This is a genomic window from Alsobacter ponti (genome assembly GCF_024294805.1).
GTDB lineage: Bacteria > Pseudomonadota > Alphaproteobacteria > Rhizobiales > Beijerinckiaceae > Alsobacter > Alsobacter ponti.
The window spans coordinates 76,373-95,491 of sequence record NZ_JANCLU010000010.1 but is presented as its reverse complement, the minus strand read 5'-3'; the positions used below and the strand labels follow the sequence as shown (position 1 = coordinate 95,491).

General features: G+C 72.1%; 18 protein-coding genes. 5 read left to right on the top strand and 13 right to left on the bottom strand.

What is annotated here, in order from left to right:
- Positions 1-20: 20 nt before the first annotated feature.
- Together NK718_RS11910 and purD are read right to left on the bottom strand one after the other, a co-directional pair.
- Positions 21-926 (bottom strand): alpha/beta hydrolase, encoded by a 906-nt coding sequence (locus NK718_RS11910; protein ID WP_254742300.1) that lies wholly within the window; start codon positions 924-926, stop codon positions 21-23.
- Positions 927-992: 66 nt separating this feature from the next.
- Positions 993-2,267, bottom strand: a complete 1,275-nt coding sequence (purD, locus tag NK718_RS11905; RefSeq protein ID WP_254742297.1) for a phosphoribosylamine--glycine ligase — start codon at positions 2,265-2,267, stop codon at positions 993-995.
- A gap of 112 nt (positions 2,268-2,379) precedes the next feature.
- On the opposite strand from purD, the gene xseA reads away from it, so the two are divergent.
- Complete coding sequence (gene xseA, locus NK718_RS11900) at positions 2,380-3,888, top strand: exodeoxyribonuclease VII large subunit (protein ID WP_254742294.1); 1,509 nt, start codon at positions 2,380-2,382, stop codon at positions 3,886-3,888.
- A 92-nt stretch (positions 3,889-3,980) separates the two neighbouring features.
- A complete protein-coding gene (locus tag NK718_RS11895; RefSeq protein WP_254742514.1) occupies positions 3,981-4,202 on the top strand; it encodes a DUF2093 domain-containing protein in 222 nt (73 codons plus the stop codon).
- Here NK718_RS11895 and lpxK read toward each other — a convergent pair.
- From lpxK to NK718_RS11870, 5 genes are read right to left on the bottom strand one after another with little or no spacing between them, the layout of a single operon-like run.
- Positions 4,186-5,175, bottom strand: a complete 990-nt coding sequence (gene lpxK / locus NK718_RS11890) for a tetraacyldisaccharide 4'-kinase (protein ID WP_254742291.1) — start codon at positions 5,173-5,175, stop codon at positions 4,186-4,188. The two genes, NK718_RS11895 and lpxK, sit on opposite strands and share 17 nt — an antisense overlap.
- A complete protein-coding gene (locus NK718_RS11885) occupies positions 5,175-6,467 on the bottom strand; it encodes a 3-deoxy-D-manno-octulosonic acid transferase (RefSeq protein WP_254742288.1) in 1,293 nt (430 codons plus the stop codon). Before NK718_RS11885 ends, lpxK begins: the two co-directional genes overlap by 1 nt.
- Positions 6,464-7,168 (bottom strand): lysophospholipid acyltransferase family protein, encoded by a 705-nt coding sequence (locus NK718_RS11880; protein ID WP_254742285.1) that lies wholly within the window; start codon positions 7,166-7,168, stop codon positions 6,464-6,466. Before NK718_RS11880 ends, NK718_RS11885 begins: the two co-directional genes overlap by 4 nt.
- A gap of 25 nt (positions 7,169-7,193) precedes the next feature.
- Entirely contained in the window at positions 7,194-7,454 is a 261-nt protein-coding gene (locus NK718_RS11875; protein ID WP_254742282.1) for a DUF4170 domain-containing protein, read from the bottom strand.
- Positions 7,455-7,498: 44 nt separating this feature from the next.
- Positions 7,499-8,320, bottom strand: coding sequence for a 3'(2'),5'-bisphosphate nucleotidase CysQ (locus tag NK718_RS11870; protein ID WP_254742279.1), 822 nt, complete (start codon positions 8,318-8,320; stop codon positions 7,499-7,501).
- Between the two features lie 291 nt (positions 8,321-8,611).
- On the opposite strand from NK718_RS11870, the gene NK718_RS11865 reads away from it, so the two are divergent.
- Entirely contained in the window at positions 8,612-9,124 is a 513-nt protein-coding gene (locus tag NK718_RS11865; RefSeq protein ID WP_254742276.1) for a DUF6101 family protein, read from the top strand.
- A 3-nt stretch (positions 9,125-9,127) separates the two neighbouring features.
- Here the strand turns inward: NK718_RS11865 and ubiA are convergent, their stop codons facing one another.
- Positions 9,128-10,081 carry a 4-hydroxybenzoate octaprenyltransferase gene (ubiA, locus tag NK718_RS11860; protein WP_254742273.1) on the bottom strand — a complete coding sequence of 318 codons (954 nt, stop codon included), beginning with the start codon at positions 10,079-10,081 and terminating at the stop codon, positions 9,128-9,130.
- The gene (locus tag NK718_RS11855; RefSeq protein ID WP_254742270.1) at positions 10,078-10,557 is read right to left on the bottom strand and encodes a hypothetical protein; all 480 of its coding nucleotides are present in this window, start codon (positions 10,555-10,557) and stop codon (positions 10,078-10,080) included. Before NK718_RS11855 ends, ubiA begins: the two co-directional genes overlap by 4 nt.
- Positions 10,558-10,725: 168 nt before the next feature.
- Between NK718_RS11855 and NK718_RS11850 the strand changes: the two genes are divergently transcribed.
- Positions 10,726-11,475: a 16S rRNA (uracil(1498)-N(3))-methyltransferase gene (locus NK718_RS11850; RefSeq protein ID WP_254742267.1), complete on the top strand. Its 750-nt coding sequence runs from the start codon at positions 10,726-10,728 to the stop codon at positions 11,473-11,475.
- 118 nt (positions 11,476-11,593) lie between these two features.
- Entirely contained in the window at positions 11,594-12,964 is a 1,371-nt protein-coding gene (locus tag NK718_RS11845; protein ID WP_254742264.1) for a glutamate--cysteine ligase, read from the top strand.
- 42 nt (positions 12,965-13,006) lie between these two features.
- Here NK718_RS11845 and NK718_RS11840 read toward each other — a convergent pair whose 3' ends face one another.
- The 4 genes from NK718_RS11840 to NK718_RS11825 form a co-directional block, all read right to left on the bottom strand.
- Entirely contained in the window at positions 13,007-14,098 is a 1,092-nt protein-coding gene (locus NK718_RS11840) for an ABC transporter permease (protein ID WP_254742512.1), read from the bottom strand.
- A gap of 97 nt (positions 14,099-14,195) precedes the next feature.
- Complete coding sequence (locus NK718_RS11835; RefSeq protein ID WP_254742261.1) at positions 14,196-15,215, bottom strand: ABC transporter permease; 1,020 nt, start codon at positions 15,213-15,215, stop codon at positions 14,196-14,198.
- Complete coding sequence (locus tag NK718_RS11830; protein WP_254742258.1) at positions 15,212-17,155, bottom strand: ABC transporter substrate-binding protein; 1,944 nt, start codon at positions 17,153-17,155, stop codon at positions 15,212-15,214. The genes NK718_RS11835 and NK718_RS11830 overlap by 4 nt, the downstream gene beginning before the upstream one ends.
- The gene (locus tag NK718_RS11825) at positions 17,152-19,035 is read right to left on the bottom strand and encodes an ABC transporter ATP-binding protein (protein ID WP_254742255.1); all 1,884 of its coding nucleotides are present in this window, start codon (positions 19,033-19,035) and stop codon (positions 17,152-17,154) included. The genes NK718_RS11830 and NK718_RS11825 overlap by 4 nt, the downstream gene beginning before the upstream one ends.
- Positions 19,036-19,119: the final 84 nt, after the last annotated feature.

Genomic DNA, 19,119 nt, shown 5'->3' with positions numbered 1-19,119 from the left:
GGGACGATCCGGGCGGGCGCTCAGGCGAGCAGGAAGGGAAGCAGCAGGTCGAGCATCGCCCGGGGGTTCTCCTCCGGCACGAAATGACCGGACTCGACCGCTCCGCCCACGATCCCAGGCGCGAAGGTGGCGCGCCAGGTGTCGAGCGGGCTGGAGTTGGCGGCCGGGATGCCGCTCGCGCCCCAGATCGCCTGCGTCGGGCAGGCGATCGTCCTGCCGGCGTCGCGGTCCTCGCGATCGAATTTCAGGTCGACGGTGGCGCCGGCGCGGTAGTCCTCGCACATGGCGTGGATGCGGTCCGGGTTGTTGAACGCGGCGCGGTAATGCGCCAGCGCGCGCGGGTCGAACCGCTCCAGCGTGCCCGTGCCGCTCCAGGCGGCGAGCTTCTGTTCCATCCAGAAGATCGGGTCGCCGCCGATCAGCCGCTCGGGCAGGGGCGCGGGCTGCGCCAGGAAGGTCCAGTGATAGACCTGCAGCGCGCGCGCCGCGGTCATGCCCTCCCACATCGACAGCGTCGGCATGATGTCGATCACGCACAGCCGGTCCAGCCGGCCGGGATGGTCGAGCGCCAGCCGGTAGGCGACGCGACCGCCGCGGTCGTGGCCGACCGCCGCGAAGCGGACATGGCCGAGCGCCTCCATGACGGCGATGACGTCCTCCGCCATGGCGCGCTTCGAATAGAGGAGATGCTCGTCGTCGCCGCGCGGCGCGCTCGACCAGCCATAGCCGCGCAGGTCCATGGCGACCACGCTGAACCGCTCGGCCAGCGCCGGGGCGACGCGGTGCCACATCACGTGCGTCTGCGGAAAGCCGTGCAGCAGCACCAGCGGCGGGCCGGCGCCGCCCGAGCGCGCGAACACCCGCCCGGCCTGCGTGTCGATCCAGTGGCTCTCGAAGCCGGGGAAGAGGTCGGCCAGGTCGGACATGATCACCTCCGAAATCGCGGGGCGGCGGCGAGGGTGGACCGCGCCGCGCGCCGGCGCAATGCCGCTTCAGTCGCGCCCGACGGCGCGCCAGCCGATGTCGCGGCGGCAGAAGCCGCCCGGCCAGTCGATGCGGTCCACCGCCTCGTAGGCGCGAAGCTGCGCCTGCGCGATGGTCGCGCCCAGCGCGGTGACGGCGAGCACGCGCCCGCCGCTGGCGACGACGCCGCCGTCCGGCGTCGCTTTGGTGCCGGCGTGGAACACCAGCACGTCCGGCAGCGCCTCGGCCTTGTCGAGCGAGCGGATCGGCGTGCCCGCCTCGGGCTTGCCGGGGTAGCCGCGCGCCGCCATCACCACCGTCAGCGCCGCCTCCTCGCGCCAGCCGATGTCGACCGAGGCGACGCGGCCCTCCGCCGTGGCGAGAAGGATGTCGACGAGGTCGCCGAGGAGGCGCGGCATCAGCACCTCGCACTCGGGGTCGCCAAAGCGCACGTTGTATTCGATCAACTTGGGGCCGTCGGCGGTGATCATCAGCCCCGCGAACAGCACGCCGCGGAACGGCGTGCCGCGCGCCTTCATCGCCGCCACGGTGGGGCGGACGATCTCGGCCATGACGCGCGCCGCGACCTCCGGCGTCACCACCGGGGCGGGCGAATACGCGCCCATGCCGCCGGTGTTGGGGCCGACATCGCCGTCGCCGACGCGCTTGTGGTCCTGGGCGGAGGCGAGCGCCACCGCCTCCTCGCCGTCGACGAGGGCGAAGAACGAGGCCTCCTCGCCCACCAGGCATTCCTCGACGACGATCTCCGCGCCCGCCGCGCCGAGCCCGCCGGCGAACATCATGTCAATGGCGGCCTCCGCCTCGGCCACATCGGCGGCGACAACCACGCCCTTGCCGGCCGCCAGGCCGTCGGCCTTGACGACGATGGGCGCGCCGCGCTCGCGCACATAGGCCTTGGCCGGGGCGGCCTCGGTGAATCGCGCGAAGGCGGCGGTAGGGATGTTCGCCTCGCGGCACAATTCCTTGGTGAAGGCCTTGGAGCCTTCCAGCCGCGCCGCCTCGCGACTGGGGCCGAAGGCCTTGACGCCGGCCGCCGCGAGGTCGTCGACGAGGCCGGCGACCAGCGGCGCTTCCGGGCCGACCACGACGAAGTCGACGCCCATGACGCGGCAGAAATCCACGACGGCGGCGTGGTCCGTCACGTCCAGCGCCACGTTGGTCGCCAGCGTCGCGGTGCCGGGATTGCCGGGCGCGACGAACAGGCGGGCGCAGCGCGGGCTGCGGGCGAGCGCCCAGGCCAGGGCGTGCTCGCGCCCGCCCGAGCCGATGAGTAGGATGTTCATGCGCCCCTCCGCCGTGCGTGCCTCGTCGTCGCCCGCTGTTTAGAGCGGGAGGCGCGGTGCTGTCGACCCGGCCGGGCTATCTCGCCCCCGATTCGCCGATTATGCTCAGCCCATGAGCGACACCGCCCTCGTCAACGCCCCGGAATGGACCGTCAGCGAGCTTTCCGGCGCGCTGCGGCGCACGCTGGAGGACGCCTACGGCCACGTGCGCGTGCGCGCCGAGCTGGGCGCGGTGAAGGTCCACTCCTCCGGCCACGTGTACCTCGACCTCAAGGACGAGAAGGCGTGCCTGGCGGGCGTGATGTGGCGCACCACGGCGGCGAAGATGCGCTTCCGGCCCGAAATGGGCATGGAGGTGATCGCCACCGGGCGCATCACCACCTATCCCGGACAGTCGAAATACCAGCTCATCGTCGAGAGCCTCGAGCCGGCGGGCGTCGGCGCGCTGCTGGCCCAGTTGGAGGAGCGGCGCAAGCGCCTCGCCGCCGAGGGCCTGTTCGACGCCGCGCGCAAGAAGCCCCTGCCCTTCCTGCCCGGCGTCATCGGCGTCGTCACCTCGCCGACCGGAGCCGTGATCCGCGACATCCTGCACCGTCTGGCCGACCGCTTCCCCCGCCACGTCGTGGTGTGGCCCGTGCGCGTCCAGGGCGAGACTTGCGCCGCCGAGGTCGCCGCCGCCATCCGCGGCTTCAACGCGCTGCCGGCCGATGGCCCGATCCCCCGGCCGGACCTGCTGATCGTGGCGCGCGGCGGCGGCTCGCTGGAGGATTTGTGGGGCTTCAACGAGGAGGCCGTCGTCCGCGCCGCCGCCGAGAGCGCCATTCCGCTGATTTCGGCCGTGGGCCACGAAACCGACACGACGCTGATCGACCACGCCTCGGACCGCCGGGCCCCGACGCCGACCGGCGCGGCCGAGATCGCCGTGCCGGTGCGCGGCGACCTGCTCGCCGCCGTCCAGAGCCTGGGCGCGCGGCTCGTCGCCGGGGAGTTGCGCCTGCTCGACCGCAACCGCGCCGACCTGCGCTCGGCGGTCCGCGCCCTGCCCCACGCCGAAGACCTGCTGGCCGCGCCGCGCCAGCGCCTCGACCTCGCCGCCGGGCGGCTGCCCGGCGCGCTGCTGGTCAATTCCCGCCGCCACGAGGCGCGGCTGCTGGAGGCCGCGCGCCGCCTCGCCCGCCTCTCGCCGGAGGCCCGACTCGCCGGGCTCAGGGCGCGGATCGACGGGCTGGGCAGCCGGCTGGTCGCATCGCGCGAGGCGCTGCTGCGGGCCGAGACGCTGCGCGTCGCCCAGCGCCGCGAGCGGCTGGCCTCGGTCGCGGCGCGCGCCGGGATGGCGATGGCCGGCCTGCTGGAGCGCCGCCGCACGCGGCTCGGCGCGGTGTGGCAGCTCGCCGAGAGCTATTCGTACAGGGGCGTGCTGGCGCGCGGCTTCGCGCTGGTGCACGCCGCCGACGGCACGCCGCTGCGCGACGCCGCCGCCATCGCTCCGGGCGCGGTGCTCGACATCGAGTTCCACGACGGCAAGGTCCGCGCCGTCGCCGGCGAGGGCGGCAAGCCCCGGCCGGCGCGCCCGAAGGCGGGCGGCGGGCCGAGCGGCCAGGGCAGCCTGTTCGGCAGCTGAGGCGGCGCGCCGCGCTTGGAGCCGGCCGGCCGATCGTCTACATAAGGCGCGCGCGCCGAACGATCCGGCGCCAAGGGTGAGTGAGGGCCATGATGAACCGGTTCGAGCGCCGGCCCGCGATCCAGGGCGAAGCGGTCGTCGAATATCTCGACGGCGACTTCCGCATCGTCAAGCCGGGCGCGTTCGTGCGCTGCGCGGTGACGCGCGAGCCCATCGCCATCGAGGATCTGCGCTACTGGAACGTCGATTTGCAGGAGGCCTACGTCTCGCGCGAGGCCGTGCTGCAGCGTCTCGGCGTCACGCCGAAGGCCTGACCCCGAGCTTGCGCCGCAGCAGCGCGAGCAGGGCCCGCTCGTCGTCGAACGCCAGCGTCACCGGCAGCGTGTCGATCCCTTCCAGCGCCTCGGGCGGCAGCGCCCCGCGCATCCGCGCCATGTCCTTCTCGGTGGTCACGAGCGTCGCGCCGAGCGACCCGGCCTCGCGGCGCAGCGCCTCCAGCGTGGAGAGGTCATAGGGCTTGTGGTCGGCGAAGGACCGCGTCGCGGCCAACTCGGCCCCGGCCTCGCGCAGCGTCTCGAAGAACTTCTCCGGCCGTCCGATGCCGGCGAAGGCCAGCGCCTTGCGGCCCTTGAGGCGCGCCGCCGCCGCCTCGTCGGGCCGCAGCCGCGCGCGCAGGAGGGGCAGGCCGAGCCGTTCGACGGCGGGGACGACGCCCTCCCCCACCAGCACCACGGCGTCCACCTGCCTGGCCTGCGCCGCGAGCGGCGCGCGCAGCGGCCCGGCCGGCAGGCACAGCCCGTTGCCGAGGCCCGCCCCGGCGTCGACGACGGCGAGGCTGGCGTCCTTGGCAAGGGAGGGGTTCTGCAAGCCGTCGTCCATGACGATGACGTCGCCTTGGCCGCCGGCGAGGCGCGCGCCGGCCGGACGATCCGGCGACACGACGGTGGGGAACGCGGCGGCGAGCAGGCGCGCCTCGTCGCCGGTCTCGGAGGGGGCGTGGCGGGCGAGGTCGACCAGCGTCGGCGCGCGCAGGCTTCCGCCATAGCCGCGCGTCAGGAACACTGGCCGCCGCAAGTCGCGCGCGAGCAGCGCGGCAACGGCGAGCGCGGTCGGCGTCTTGCCCGCCCCGCCGGCGACGAAATTGCCCACGCAGACGACCGGGACCGGGGCGGACGCGCCGCGCCTCGCCATGCGCCGCGCCGCCACGGCCCCGTACAGAGCTCCGAGCGGGGCCAGCACCACGGCGAGCGGCGAACCCGGCCTCGCCCAGAAGGCCGGCGCGCGCATCAGGGCGTCCGCGCGTCGAGGGAGGCCAGCAGCGGCTCCAGCGCCTGCATGGTGCGCTCCACCGCGCCGCCGAGCTTGTCGCAGGTGTGCGTGGCGGCCCGCGTCATGGCGCGGATGCGCGCGCCGTCCGAGAGCAGCCGGCCCACCGCCTCGGCGAGGCCCTGCGCATCGGCGACGGCCAGCGCCGCGCCGTCGCGGTCGAAGGCGGCGAACACGTCGACGAAGTTGTGGACGTGCGGCCCGTGGACGATGGCGGCGACGCCGAGCTTGCCGGGCTCGATGGGGTTGTGGCCGCCCACCGGCGTCAGCGTGCCGCCCATGAACACGATGGGCGCGACGCGGAAGAACAGGCCGAGCTCCCCCATCGTGTCGGCGATGTAAACGTCGACGCCGGGGCCGGGCTCCTCCCCGCGCGAGCGCAGGGCGGCGCGCAGCCCCTCCTCCTTCGCCAGCTCGGCGATTTCCCCGGCGCGCTGGACGTGGCGCGGCGCGATGATGGTGAGCAGGCCGGGATAATGGGGGGCCAGGGTGCGGTGGACGGCCGTCACCAGCTCGTCCTCCCCGGGATGGGTCGAGGCGGCGATCCACACGGGACGGCTGGCGATCGTGCCGCTCATGGCCGACACCTTCAGCGGATCGGCCGGCAGAGGCGGCATGTCGAACTTGAGGTTGCCGACCGATCCGACGCGCGGCGCGCCGAGCCGCAGCAGCCGGTCGGCGTCGGCGTCGGACTGGGCGAGGCACATGGCGAAGCGCGACAGCAGCGCCCCGATCACCGGGGCGGCGCGCAACCAGCGCCGGAAGCTGCGCTCCGACATGCGGGCGTTGACCAGGAACAGCGGAACGCCCCGGCGCTCGGCTTCGAGGATCACGTTGGGCCACAGCTCGGATTCGCACACCAGCACGATGTCGGGCCGCCAATGGCCGAGGAAGCGGCGCACGAAGGCGGGCACGTCGAGCGGCACGAACTGGTGGAACGCGCCGGGCGGCAGACGGCGCTGCATCAGCTCCGCCGAGGCGAGCGTGCCGGTCGTCAACAGCACGTTGAGGCCCCGCTTCACCAGCCGCTCGACCAGCGGCAGCAGCGAAAGGCTCTCGCCGACGCTGGCCCCATGCAGCCAGGCCAGCGGGCCCGGCGGACGCGGCCGGCTGGCGCGCCCCATCCGCTCGCCGATCCGGGCGCGGTCCTCCTTGCCCTTGCGGGCGCGGGCTTCGAGGAAGGCGGGGGCCGCCGGCCCGAGCAGAGCGGTGGCGGCGCGATAGGCCCGCAGCCCGAGCGGAAGCGCGGTCATGCGGCATCCCTGAGGCGGGCGCCGGGGTCGGCCAGGCCCAAAATGCCGTAGGCGCGCGCATGGACCTCGTCGAGTCCGGCCTGAACGGCGAGCCGGGCGCGCTCCAGCGCCGCCTCGTCGGCGTCGCGCGCCACCCGCACCGGTTCCCCGACCGCCAGCACGAGGCGTCCGAACGGCAGCGCCACGGTGGTGCGGTCCCAGTTGCCGAGCGTGACGCGCCGGTTCGACACCACGGTGCAGGGGTAGATGGGCCGGCCGGAGAGCCGGGCGAGCGTGACGATGCCCAGCCCCGCGACGCGCGCCCGCTTCGGGATGTCGGCGGTGAGCGTGACGCTGTCGCCCTGCTCCAAAGCGCGCAGCATCTCGCGCAGGCCATAAACGCCGCCGCGCTTGCGCATCTTGCGCGGATCGCCGCCGGAGGCGCGGACGGGGCGGATGTCGAACGCCTCGCAGGCGGCGGCGTTGATCTCGCCGTCGTCGCTGCGGGAGATCAGCACGGCGTAGCGGTCCTGCGGGCGCTTGCCGAGGGGGATCATGAAATGCTGGCCGTGCCACAGCGCGCACACGAACGGCCAGTCGGGCTCCAGGCGGTCGAACAGGTCCGGCGGGTCGAGCGTCATCCGGCTCGTGCGCCGCACAAGCCGGAGATAGGCCGCGAAGCCGCGGCCGAGCGCCCTCAGCGCCCAGCGAGGGGTCCGCATCGGCGCGCCCCCGCGTCCGGCGCGATCAGCCGCGCTCGATCGGAGCCACGCCAGGCATGGCCGCGGGATCGAGGAAGCGGTGGAGATGAACGATGAAGTAGCGCATGTGCGCATTGTCGACCGTCGCCTGCGCCTTGGCCTTCCACGCCGCGTGCGCCGTCGCATAGTTCGGGAAGATGCCGACAATGTCGAGCTTGGACAGGTCGCGGAACTCGGTGCCGTCCAGCCGCACGAGTTCGCCGCCGAACACGAGGTGGGGAAGCTGCGGAAGCGTGGTCTGGGTCATGGCCTGCCTCTGAAAGGATATGGTTGTCGACAAGGGGTAAGGGATCAGGATCGGGAGCGCTCGCGGCGGCCGAGCGCGGCGGCGAGCGGCTCCACCAGCTCCGGCCCGGCCATCGCGACGGCGTCGTGGCGCGTCGAGCGGCGGTTGTAGAGCGGGGTCTCACCCTCCGCCGTCAGCATGACGCCGCCGGCCGCCATCAGGATGGCGTGGGCGGCGGCGAGGTCCCAGTCGTGCGGGCCGTTGGCGGCGACGCCGCCGTCCAGCGTGCCGTCGGCGACGCGCACGATGCGCAGCGCCAGCGAGTGGATGCGGGCGGCGCGCTCGATGCCGGCGCCGGAGGCGTGCAACGCGTCGAGCACCGGGCGCGGCCCGGCGATGCGCGCGCCGGCCAGCGCGGCGCGGCGCGACACCGCGATGGGGTGGCCGTTGAGCAGAGCGGGACGGCCCGGGATCGCCTCGAACATCTCGTCCGTGACCGGGGCGTAGACGAAGCCCGCCAGCGGCGCGCCGTCGCGCACCAGCCCCACGGCGATGGTCCAGTCCGGATCGCCGCGCGCGAACGACTTGGTGCCGTCGATCGGGTCCACCACCCAGACATGGCGCTTGTTCAGCCGGGCCGGCGCGTCGGCGGTCTCCTCGGAGAGCCAGCCGAAATCCGGCGCGGCGTTCATCAGCCGCTCGCGCAGGAAGGCGTCGACCAGCAGGTCGGCCTCCGTCACCGGCGAGCCGCCGTGCTTGTAGTCGATCCCGGCGGTTGTGGGCGAGCCATGGCGGAAATAGGCGATGGCCATCCGCCCGGCCGCCTCGGCCGCCTCGCGCGCCACGGTCAGCGCGCCGATGGGGATGTCGCTCGGCACGATCGCCATTCGCTCGACCTCTTGAATTGCGGAGGTTCTACCCTCGTTGCTGCATTGCGGCAAGCCACGCTCCAGCCAGCCCGGAGAGGCGCGCGCTGAGCGCCAACGCATGGCGGCGCGCGACGATCCCGCCCCGGCGGCCTCCTAACCCTCCGTCAAGGAAAACGGCCGTTAAGGAGCCCGTTAGCCGGGCTTAACCACGCCGATTAAGCGTTCCGGGCAGGAGGCGGGGGCAAGATGAGGCCATCGACGCGGAAGAACCGAGAGGTCGCCGCGCACGTCTTCAGGGAGACGGCACAGATGTGGTCCAGTCCATGCGAACAGGACAACCGGCCCGAGAAGGCCGCCGCGCCGGGGTCCGCCCCCGCCCGCGGCGCGCCCGGGGCCGGCCCTGCCCCCGCCCCCAGCCCTGCCCCACCCCACAGGTCCGCCGCGAGCGGCCGGCCCACCGGCGTCGTGCTGCGCCGCCGCGCGGAGCCTGATGGACGCGAGCTCTACGAGGTCGCCATCGCCTTCGGCGGCGGCCGCGCCGAGACGCCGGTTCACCTGGCGGCCGACGACGAGACGGTGATCGCCCGCTGGCAGGGCTTCGCCCGCGAACTGGGCCTGAAGCTGATCGTCGAGGCGGAAGACGGCGCGCAGACGGTGTTCTACGAGCAGATCGGCGCGGTGCGGCTGGGCGAGCGGCACAGCCGCCGCCGGCCCGGCGCGCTGCTGCGCCGCCGCCCGCGCTTCCTCACCCGCCGCCGCCCCGGCCGGATGCCGGAGAGCCCGGCCGTCCACCGCGAGCGCGAGATCATCGCGCGCAGCTGAGGTTCACGCGGCGCGCAGCGCGGCGTCGACGGCGAGGCCGGCGAACAGCAGCAGGCCGGCGTCGCGGTTGGCGCGGAACAGACGCAGCGCCCCGCGCGGGTCGTCGACGCGCACGGTCCGCAGTTGCCAGCCGAGATGCGCCACGAAGCCGGCGAGCCCGGCGAGGCCGGCCGGCCCGACCCCCGCGCCCCACAAGGCCGCCGCGACGCCCAGCGCCGCCAGCCCGTACAGAATGCCGACCGCCAGCCGCGTATGCGCGCCGAACAGCCGCGCCGTCGAGCGGATGCCGGCGACGCCGTCGTCCTCGAAGTCCTGCACGGCGTAGATGGTGTCGTAGCCCATCGTCCAGAACACCGCGCCGGCGTAGAGCGCGACGGCCGGCCACGCCAGCGCGCCGAACGCCGCCGCCCACCCCATCAGCGCGCCCCAGGAGAAGGCGAGGCCGAGCACAGCCTGCGGCCACGAGGTGACGCGCTTCATGAAGGGGTACGCCGCCACCACGGCGAGCGAGGCGAAGCCGAGCCCGATGGCGAAGCGGTTGAAGGTGAGCAGCACCGCGAGGCCGACCAGCGCCTGCGCCGCCATGAACAGCGCCGCCTGACGCGGGGTCACCTGCCCGGCCGGGATGGGGCGGCCGCGCGTGCGCTCGACCTGCCGGTCGAGGTCGCGGTCGACGATGTCGTTGTAGGTGCAGCCCGCGCCGCGCATCGCCACCGCGCCGATCCAGAACAGAGCGAGCGTCGCCGGCGAAGGGAAGCCGGAGCCGCCTGCGCCGGCGGCCAGCGCCGTCGACCACCAGCACGGCAGCAGCAGCAGCCACCAGCCGGTCGGCCGGTCGATGCGGGCGAGACGCAGATAGGGCCGCCAGGAAGCGGGAGCGAGCCGGTCGACGAGATTGCCGGGAGCAGCGTCCGGAACGGGTGCGTCGCCGGCCTCGATGCGGCCGGCGGGCGTCACAGCGCGCCTTGCGGCATCTTCACCGGGCCGCCGACGACGGAGTCGCCACCGCCCATCAGGCCGGGGCCGCGCTGCTCCTGCTGCTTGCGGGCCTGCTGTTCCAACTGCTTGAACTTCACGGCGGCCGTGCAGGCGTTGTCCTTGGCCTTGCCGATGGGCTCGGCCTGCGCCTTCACGCCCTGCAGCGTCTGGTCCGGCACGTGGCACCACGCGCCGTCCTTCTCCAGCATCGGCACCAGCGACGCCTGCGTCGCCTGCAGCTGCCTGAACAGGCCGCACGCCTTGTCGGGGCCGGCCTTGGACTTGGCCAGGCTCTGCGCCTGCTTGATCTGGTTGGCGAAGGCCTCGAACTTGGTCTTCAGGGCGTCGCATTCGGCGGTCTGGGCGCTCGCGGCGCCCGTCCCGGCGGCCATCAGGCCCAGGCCAAGGGCGACGCCAAGCGCCAGGCGGCGCGCGCAAGTCAAGTCTGCGGTCATCGAAGCGGCCTCGTCTAAACCCGCGCGTTGCATACCAGCATCGCCCGCCGAACCGCAATCCCACGGCCGGCCGGCATGCTCGCAATTCGTCCTCATGCCCGAACAAAACGGCTGAAATTGGTTCGGCCCCGGCCTACACAGGACGCGTCCATCCGGGAGAGCTTCATCGTGGCGGCCTACGACTTCCGCGCCCAGCGCCTGTTCGTCGAGGACGCGCTCGCCGAGGGGCGCGCCGTCCCGCTCGGCAAGGACGCCGCCCACTACGCGCTGCACGTGCTGCGCCTGGCCGAGGGCGCGCCGATCGTGCTGTTCAACGGGCGCGACGGCGAGTGGCTGGCGCGGCTCGCTGCGCTCGGCAAGAAGGGCGCGAGCGCCACGCCGGAGCGGCTCCTGCGTCCGCAGACCGCGCCGGGCGACCTGCACTATCTGTTCGCGCCGCTGAAGCACGCCCGCCTCGACTACATGGTCCAGAAGGCCGTCGAGATGGGCGCGAGCCTGATCCGCCCTGTGGTGACGCGCCACACGCAGGTGTCGCGGGTCAATCTCGAGCGGATGCGCGCCAATGCCGTCGAGGCGGCGGAGCAGTGCGGCGTGCTGAACGTGCCGGAGATCGGCGAGGAGACGCGCTTCGACCGGCTCGCCGACGCGTGGGACCCCGGGCGCCTGATGGTGTTCTGCGACGAGGAGGCCGAGCTGGGCGACCCTCTGGAGGCGCTTCGCCGCGCCGGGCCAGGGCCGCTCGCCGTCATCATCGGCCCGGAAGGCGGCTTTTCCGAGCAGGAGCGCGAGCGGCTGCTGCGCCTGCCCCGCGTCGTACGCCTGTCGCTCGGACCGCGTATCCTGCGCGCCGACACCGCCGCGGTCGCGGCGCTGACGCTGGTGCAGTGCGTGCTGGGCGACTGGGCATCGCGATCCTGAGCGCGCGCATGACGCACTTTGCATAACTGCAAACTCCTGGCCGGATTGCCACCTCGGTTTCTGCGAACTAAGTAACAGGGCTCCGCCGACTCTGGCGGGTGTTCCCCGAAGGACTCCAATGGCCCGCGACCAGTCCGATCCGACGCCCATCGAAAGCCGGGACGAGCTCGTCGCGTGGTTCGCGCAGGGGGAGAAGCCCGACTCCGAGTTCCGGATCGGCACGGAGCACGAGAAATTCCCGTTTTACGAGCACGACCACGCCCCCGTTCCCTATGAGGGGCCGCGCGGCATCGGCGCGCTGCTGTCCGGCCTCCAGGCCCGCGTCGGCTGGGAGCCGATCCTGGACGGCGAGCACATCATCGGCCTGTTCGACCCGCATGGCGGCGGCGCCATCTCGATCGAGCCGGGCGGCCAGTTCGAGCTGTCGGGCGCACCGCTGGAGACGCTGCACGAGACCGACGCCGAGTTGCGCGCCCACCTCGACGCGGCGCGCAGCGTCGCCGGCCCGCTCGGCATCGGCTTCCTCGGGCTCGGCCACAGCCCCGGCTGGACGCGCGCCGAGACGCCCGTCATGCCCAAGCAGCGCTACAAGATCATGGCGCGCTACATGCCGAAGGTCGGCGGGCGCGGGCTCGACATGATGTTCCGCACCTGCACGGTGCAGGTGAACCTCGACTTCGCCGGCGAGGCCGACATGGTGCGCAAGATGCGCGTCGGCCTGTCGCTGCAACCTGTCGCCACCGCGCTGTTCGCCAACTCGCCCTTCACCGAAGGCCGGCCGAACGGCCTGCTCACGACCCGAGGCGACATCTGGCGCGACACCGACGGCGACCGCACCGGCCTGCTGCCCTTCGTGTTCGAGCCCGGCATGGGCTACGAGCGCTACACCGACTGGGCGCTCGACGTGCCGATGTACTTCGTCAAGCGCGGCGACACGTACCATGACGTGGCGGGCGCGTCGTTCCGCGACCTGCTGGCCGGCCGCCTGCCGCAGCTGCCGGGCGAGCGGGCGACGATCTCCGACTGGGCCAACCACCTCTCGACGCTGTTCCCGGACGTGCGCCTGAAGCGGTACATCGAGATGCGCGGCGCGGACGCCGGGCCGCGCCCGATGCTGAACGCCCTGCCCGCCCTGTGGGTCGGCCTGCTCTACGACGGCGAGGCGCTGAACGACGCCGAGGCGCTGGTCGCCGGGTGGACGCAGGAGGAGCGCCAGGCGCTGCGCGACGGCGTGCCGAAGACGGCGCTGGCGACGCCCTTCCGCAAGGGCACGGTGCGCGACATCGCGCGCCAGATGGTCGACATCGCCAAAGAGGGCCTGCGCCGCCGCGCCCGCCTCGACGGCGAGGGCCGGGACGAGACGGGCTTCATCGAGCCCATCGAGATCATCGCCTCCACCGGCCGCACCCGCGCCGAAACGCTGCTGGCGCTCTACCGCGAGCGCTGGGGCGAATCGATCGACCCGCTGTTCGACACCCAGACGCTGTGAGGCGCGGGCCGGGCGGCGACGCCGCCGCCGGCCCGGTTCGCATCAGCTATAGGGGTCCGCGGCGTCGCGCAGCCCGTCGCCCATGAAGTTGAAGGCGAGGACGACGAGGATCACCGGGATCATCGGCGTCAGCAGCCAGGGGTAGAGGTTCACGGCGGCGAGGTTCTGCGCCTCGTTGAGCAGCACGCCCCAGCTCGTCACCGGCGGCCGCAGGCCGAGGCCGAGGAAGGACAGCGCCGTCTCGCCGAGGATCATGGACGGGATCGACAGCGTGGCGCTGGCGATCAGGTGGCTCATGAAGTTCGGCACGAGGTGATGGGCGATGATGCGGGTGCGCGACGCGCCCATCAGCTCCGCCGCGCGCACGAAATCCTCCTCGCGCAGCGACAGCAGCTTGGAGCGCACCGCCCGCGCCAGCCCCGGCCAGTCCAGCAGGCCGAGGATGATGGTGATGGCGAAGAACACCAGCACCGGGCTCCAGTTGGCCGGCAGCGCCGCCGACAAGGCGAGCCAGAGCGGCAGTTCCGGCAGCGATCGCAGCACCTCGATCATGCGCTGCACCGTGCTGTCCACCCAGCCGCCGAGATAGCCGGCGAGCCCGCCCAGCGTGAGCCCGATGACGAACGACACCGCGATGCCGAGCAGACCCACGGTGAGCGAGATGCGCGCGCCGTAGATGATGCGCGAGAACAGGTCGCGGCCGAGCTTGTCGGTGCCGACCAGGAAGAATGTGCCGTTCTCCGGCGGGCAGACGAGATGGAAGCGCGCCGTGCCGATGCCCCAGAAATCGTAGGGCTCGCCCGAGCAGAAGAAGCGCAGCTTCTGCGGCTGCGTCCTGTCGACGACGTATTCGCGGCGGAACGTGTTGATGTCGAAGCGGAACGTGTAGGGGTACACGAACGGGCCGACGAAGCTCCCCTCGTGGAACAGGTGGACGCCCTGCGGCGGCGCCGACAGGTGCTCGCTGTGGCGCTGGGCCAGCCGGTACGGGGCCACGGCCTCGACGAAGGGCAGCATGGCGTAGAGCGTCAGCAGGAAGATCGCCGAGGCGAGCGCCACCTTGTGGCGCTTGAACTTCCACCAGATCAGCTTCAGCGACGAGGCGCGGTAGAAGCGCTCCTCCGCCGCCGTCATGGCCTCCGCCGTCGAGGCGTCGAACGGCGCGGGGTTGACGTAGTGGCCGGGGGCCAGCGGGTCGTGGGTGATGGCGGCGTCGGTCACGTGCGTCACCTCAACCCCGCTTGCCGAAGCGGATGCGCGGATCGAGCGTCGCCAGCAGCAGGTCGGAGATCAGCATCCCGACCACGGTGAGCACCGCCACGAACATGAGAATGAAACCGGCGAGGTACTGGTCCTGCTGCTTGAGCGCCTGCAGCAGCACCGGGCCGACCGTCGGCAGGCTGAGCACCAGCGACACCAGCACCGACCCCGAGACGAGGTGCGGCAGCAGGTTGCCGATGTCGGCCACGAACGGGTTGAGGGCCATGCGGAACGGATATTTCAGCAGCGCCGGCAGCGGCTTCAGCCCCTTGGCGCGGGCCGTCACCGTGTACTGCTTCTGCAACTCGTCGAGGAGGTTGGCGCGCATGCGCCGGATCATCGCCGCCGTGCCGGACAGGCCGATGACGACCACCGGCGCGATGAGGTGCGAGGCGATCGACTGCGCCTTGGCCCAGGACATGCCCTCGTTGGCGAAGCGCGGGTCCATCATGCCGCCGATCGAGATGCCGAACCAGCGGTTGAGGTAAAACAGCAGGATCAACGCCAGCAGGAAGTTCGGCGTGGCCAGGCCGATATAGCCGACCAGCGTCGCCGCGTAGTCGCCGACCGAGTATTGCCGCGTCGCCGAGTAGATGGCGATCGGAATGGCGATGAGGTGGATGAACACCACCACCGCGATATTGACCAGCACGGTGAGGCCGAGCGACGTGCCGACCACCTCGTTGACGGGCTTCTGGAACTCGAACGACCAGCCCCAGTCGCCCTGGAGCAGGCCGCTGAAGCCGCTCGGCCCGGGCATGACGCCGATCCAGGCGAGATATTGCCGCCAGACCGGCAGATCGAGCCCGTACTGGTGGCGCAGGAACTCCGCCTTGGCGGCGGCGGCCGCGTCGCCCTGCGCGCGCAACTCGTCGATCTGGTTCGACAGGTAGTCGCCGGGCGGCAGCTTGATGACGAGGAACACCAGCGCCGAGATCAGCAGCAGGGTCATCGCCATCGTCACGAAGCGCCGCAGCAGATAGACGATCATGACGACGCGGGCTCCATCCAGAGTTCCTCGATGCGGTAGATTCCCATCAAGGCGGTGGGATCGTAGGAGAAGATCGCTTTCTCCGGCATGTTGCGGGTGCGCGTGTTGATGACGACCGGCTGCAATTCGCCGCCGACGGTGCCGATGGAGAATTGCTGCTCGGCGTGGATCGTCAGCATCTCGCTCCAGATGCGGTGCATCTCCTCCGGATCGGAGCTCTGCATCCAGCCCTTGTAGAGCTTCAGCAGCGCGCGGGCGGCGTCGATGTCGGGCTCCTCGCCGTTCTTGCCGGAGGTCTCGGCCCACTGCCCCCATTTCGGCCAGGAGTAGTTGTCCTGGCGCACCGGGGCCAGCTCGGTCGGCGGCATGTGCGGCGTCGGCATGGCGTTGTCGAGCCCGCCGGCCGCCACCATCACCGTCACGCCGGAGTAGGAGCGCTGGCGCAGGATGGTGCGCTCCTGCGGCTTGACGAACAGCTTGATGCCGACGTCGCGCCACATCTCGGTGACGAGCTGCAGCGCGTCGATGATGTCCGCCGACTCGCCGTCCACCTCGACGATGATCTCCATGATGCGGCCGTCCGGCAGCTTGCGGATGCCCACCGAGTCGCGCTCCTTGAGGCCGATCTCGTCGAGCAGCCGGTCGGCCAGCGCCGGGTCGAACGTGGCGTTGGTGGTGCGGTAGGCGTCGGTGTAGAGCGGGCTCTCCGGCAGCACGGTGTTGTTGCCCTCGGATCCGAGGCCGAACAGCAGCGCGTTGTTGAGGATGCGCCGGTCGATGGCGGCGGAGAGCGCCCGGCGATAGCGCACGTCGCGGTTCAGCGCGCGCCACACCGGATCGTTGGCGTTGAGGTTGGGGTAGAAGGCGTAAGCCGAGCCGCGCCCGTAGCGCCACAGCAGCGTCCTGTACTTCTTCGAGCCCTCGCCCTCCTTCAGCACCGGCACGTCGTTCATCGACAGGCCGCGCGCCAGCAGGTCGACCTCGCCGGCGTTCGCCTTGGCCGCGAACAGGCCGGCGGCGGCGATGTCGACGACGATGCGGTCCACGTAGGGCAGCTGCTGGCCCTGCGGGTCGACGCGGTGGAAATACGGGTTGCGCTCGAACACGAAGCGCGTCGCCGGCGGCGCGGTGACGATCCGCCAGGCGTTCAGCGTCGGCATGTCCGGGTTGGCGTTCTCGTAGGCGTCGTCCATGCGGTTGTGCAGCGCCGCCCAGGACTTCACCTTGGCCTTGGCGACCATCTGCTCCAGCTCGCCCTTGTCGCGGTGGCGGCGGTGGAACTGGCGCAGGTACTGGTGAGGCGAGAACAGGGTCAGCGGGCGCGGCTGCGCCAGCGCCGGCAGGAAGCGCGGGTTCGGCTTGTCCCACGAATAGCGGATGCGCTGCTCGTCGAGGATCTCGATCTTCGGCAGCTTGCCCTCGACCAGGAAAGTCTCGGGCGGGCCGGTGGGGCTCAGCTCCTTGTTGAGCGCGATCTCCTCCCAGTAGTAGCGGAAGTCCTCGGTCGTGAAGGGCCGTCCGTCCGACCACTTGTGGCCTTCGCGCAGCGTGAAGGTGAAGACGCGGTTGTTGTCGTTCTCGTAGGACTGGGCGAGGTCGGCCTCGAACTCCAGCTCGGCGTTGTAGCCGACGAGGCGGGTGTACTCGCTGACCGAAATGTAGCGCAGGTCACGGGCGCGGGCGGCGAGCGTGCGCGCCTCGCCGCCATAGCGGCCGACCTGGCGCTTGGAGCGGTCGAAGTCGGCGATCAGCGGCGACTTCGGCAGCCGCTCCTCGACCGGCGGCAGCTTGCCCTGCTTCACCAGTTCGGCGAGCGCCGGGGCCTCCTGGAAGCGGAAGCCTTGGGCCAGCGCGCCGGCGGGGGCGGCCGCGGCGGCGAGCGCGCCGGCGGCGAGGCGGTGGAACGAGCGACGGGTCAGGCGAACGGTGCGATCGGTCATGACGCGGCCCTCATGAGCGGCGCGGGCGCTTCCGCGGCCATGCAGACGAAATGACGCGGCGCCACCTCCACCATGGCCGGGCAGGTCTCGCCCGGGATCAGCGTGAACGGCGGGGCCCATTCGGCGGGGTTGGAGAAGCCGCCCTCCACCACGCGCTCGAAATGCAGCGGGTGGTCGAGGTCGGGGCTCGGCACGGCGGCGAGCAGCGCCTGCGTGTAGGGATGGCGCGGGTCGCGGAACAGAGTGGCGCGCGGCGCCTGCTCGACGATGACGCCGCGGCACATCACCGCGATCTCGCTCGCCATGTAGTCGACCACCGCGAGGTTGTGCGACACGAACAGATAGGACAGCCCCAGCGCCGCCTGCAGGTCCTTCAGCAGGTTGAGGATCTGCGCCTGCACCGAGACGTCGAGCGCCGAGGTCGGCTCGTCGCACAGGATAACCGACGGGTTGAGCGCCATGGCGCGGGCGAGGCCGATGCGCTGGCGCTGGCCGCCGGAGAAGGAATGCGGGTAGCGCCGCATCGAGCGCTGGTCGAGCCCGACGAGGCCGAGCAGGTCCTTCACCCGCTCGAACTGCGCGTCGGAATCGCCGATGCCGTGGACGCGCAGGGGCTCGGCCAGGATGTCGTACACCGTCATGCGCGGGTCGAGGCTGGAGAACGGGTCCTGGAACACGAACTGCACGGCGCGCCGGTAGGCCTTCAGCTCGGCCCCGCGCAGCGCGAACACGTCGCGCAGCCCCGCGCCGTCGTCGAAGCGCACGGTGCCCGTGTCGGGGCCCATGGCGCGCATGATGATCTTCGACAGCGTCGTCTTGCCGGAGCCCGACTCGCCGACGAGGCCCACCGTCGTGCCGGACGGGATCGACAGGCTGACGTTGGACAAAGCCGAGATGCGCTCCGTCTTGCCGAAGAACGCGCCGGCGCGCAGCGTGAACGTCTTGGTGACGCCCGACACCTCGAGCACGGTGCGGCCCGCCGGCAGCGGCTTGGCGGCCCCGTGCTCCAGCGCGGCGGCGTCGACCTTGATCTCGCGGATCGGCGTCAGGCGCTCGTCGGGCCGCATGTCGAAGCGCGGCACGGCGCGCATCAGCGCCTTGAGATAGGGGTGCTGCGGGCGGCGGAAGATCTCCTCCCGCATGCCGCGCTCCATCACCTCGCCGCGATACATCACCACGATCTCGTCGGCCATGTTGGCGACGACGCCGAGGTCGTGGGTGATCAGCAGCACGCCCATCCCGGTCTCGCGCTGCAGCTCCTTGATGAGCGCCAGGATCTGCGCCTGCGTCGTCACGTCGAGCGCCGTGGTCGGCTCGTCGGCGATCAGCAGGGCCGGCTTGCAGATTAGCGCCATGGCGATCATGGCGCGCTGGCGCATGCCGCCCGACAGCTCGAAGGGATAGGTCGTCAGCATCCGCTTCGGGTCGCGGAAGCCGACGCGCTCGAACACCGCCATCGCCTCCTTGTCGGCGACGGCGCGGTCTACCTTGCGGTGGATGACAAGCGCCTCCGTCACCTGGTCGCCCACCGTGTGCAGCGGCGACAGCGAGGTCATCGGCTCCTGGAAGATCATGGCGATGCGCCCGCCGCGCAGCTGGCGGATGCCGTCGCCGTCGGCGTCGAGCGTGGCGATGTCGACCGGCGCGCCGCCCGACGGATCGCGGAACACGATGGAGCCGCGCCCGATGCGCCCGCGCCGGGGCAGCAGGCGCAGCATGGCGTTGGCGGTGACGGACTTGCCGGAGCCGGATTCGCCCACCACCGCCAGCGTGCGCCCGGCGTGGACGTCGAACGACACGCCGCGCACGGCGTGGACGAGGCCGGCGTCGCCGTCGAATTCGACGGCCAGATCGCGAATGCTGACCAGCGGCTCTTGCAAGGCCGTTCCCCTTCCGGCGTCCTTCTTTTCCATCATATCAACAAAACCGGGCCGGCCTGTCGATGGTTGGCCTTCAACTTGGCA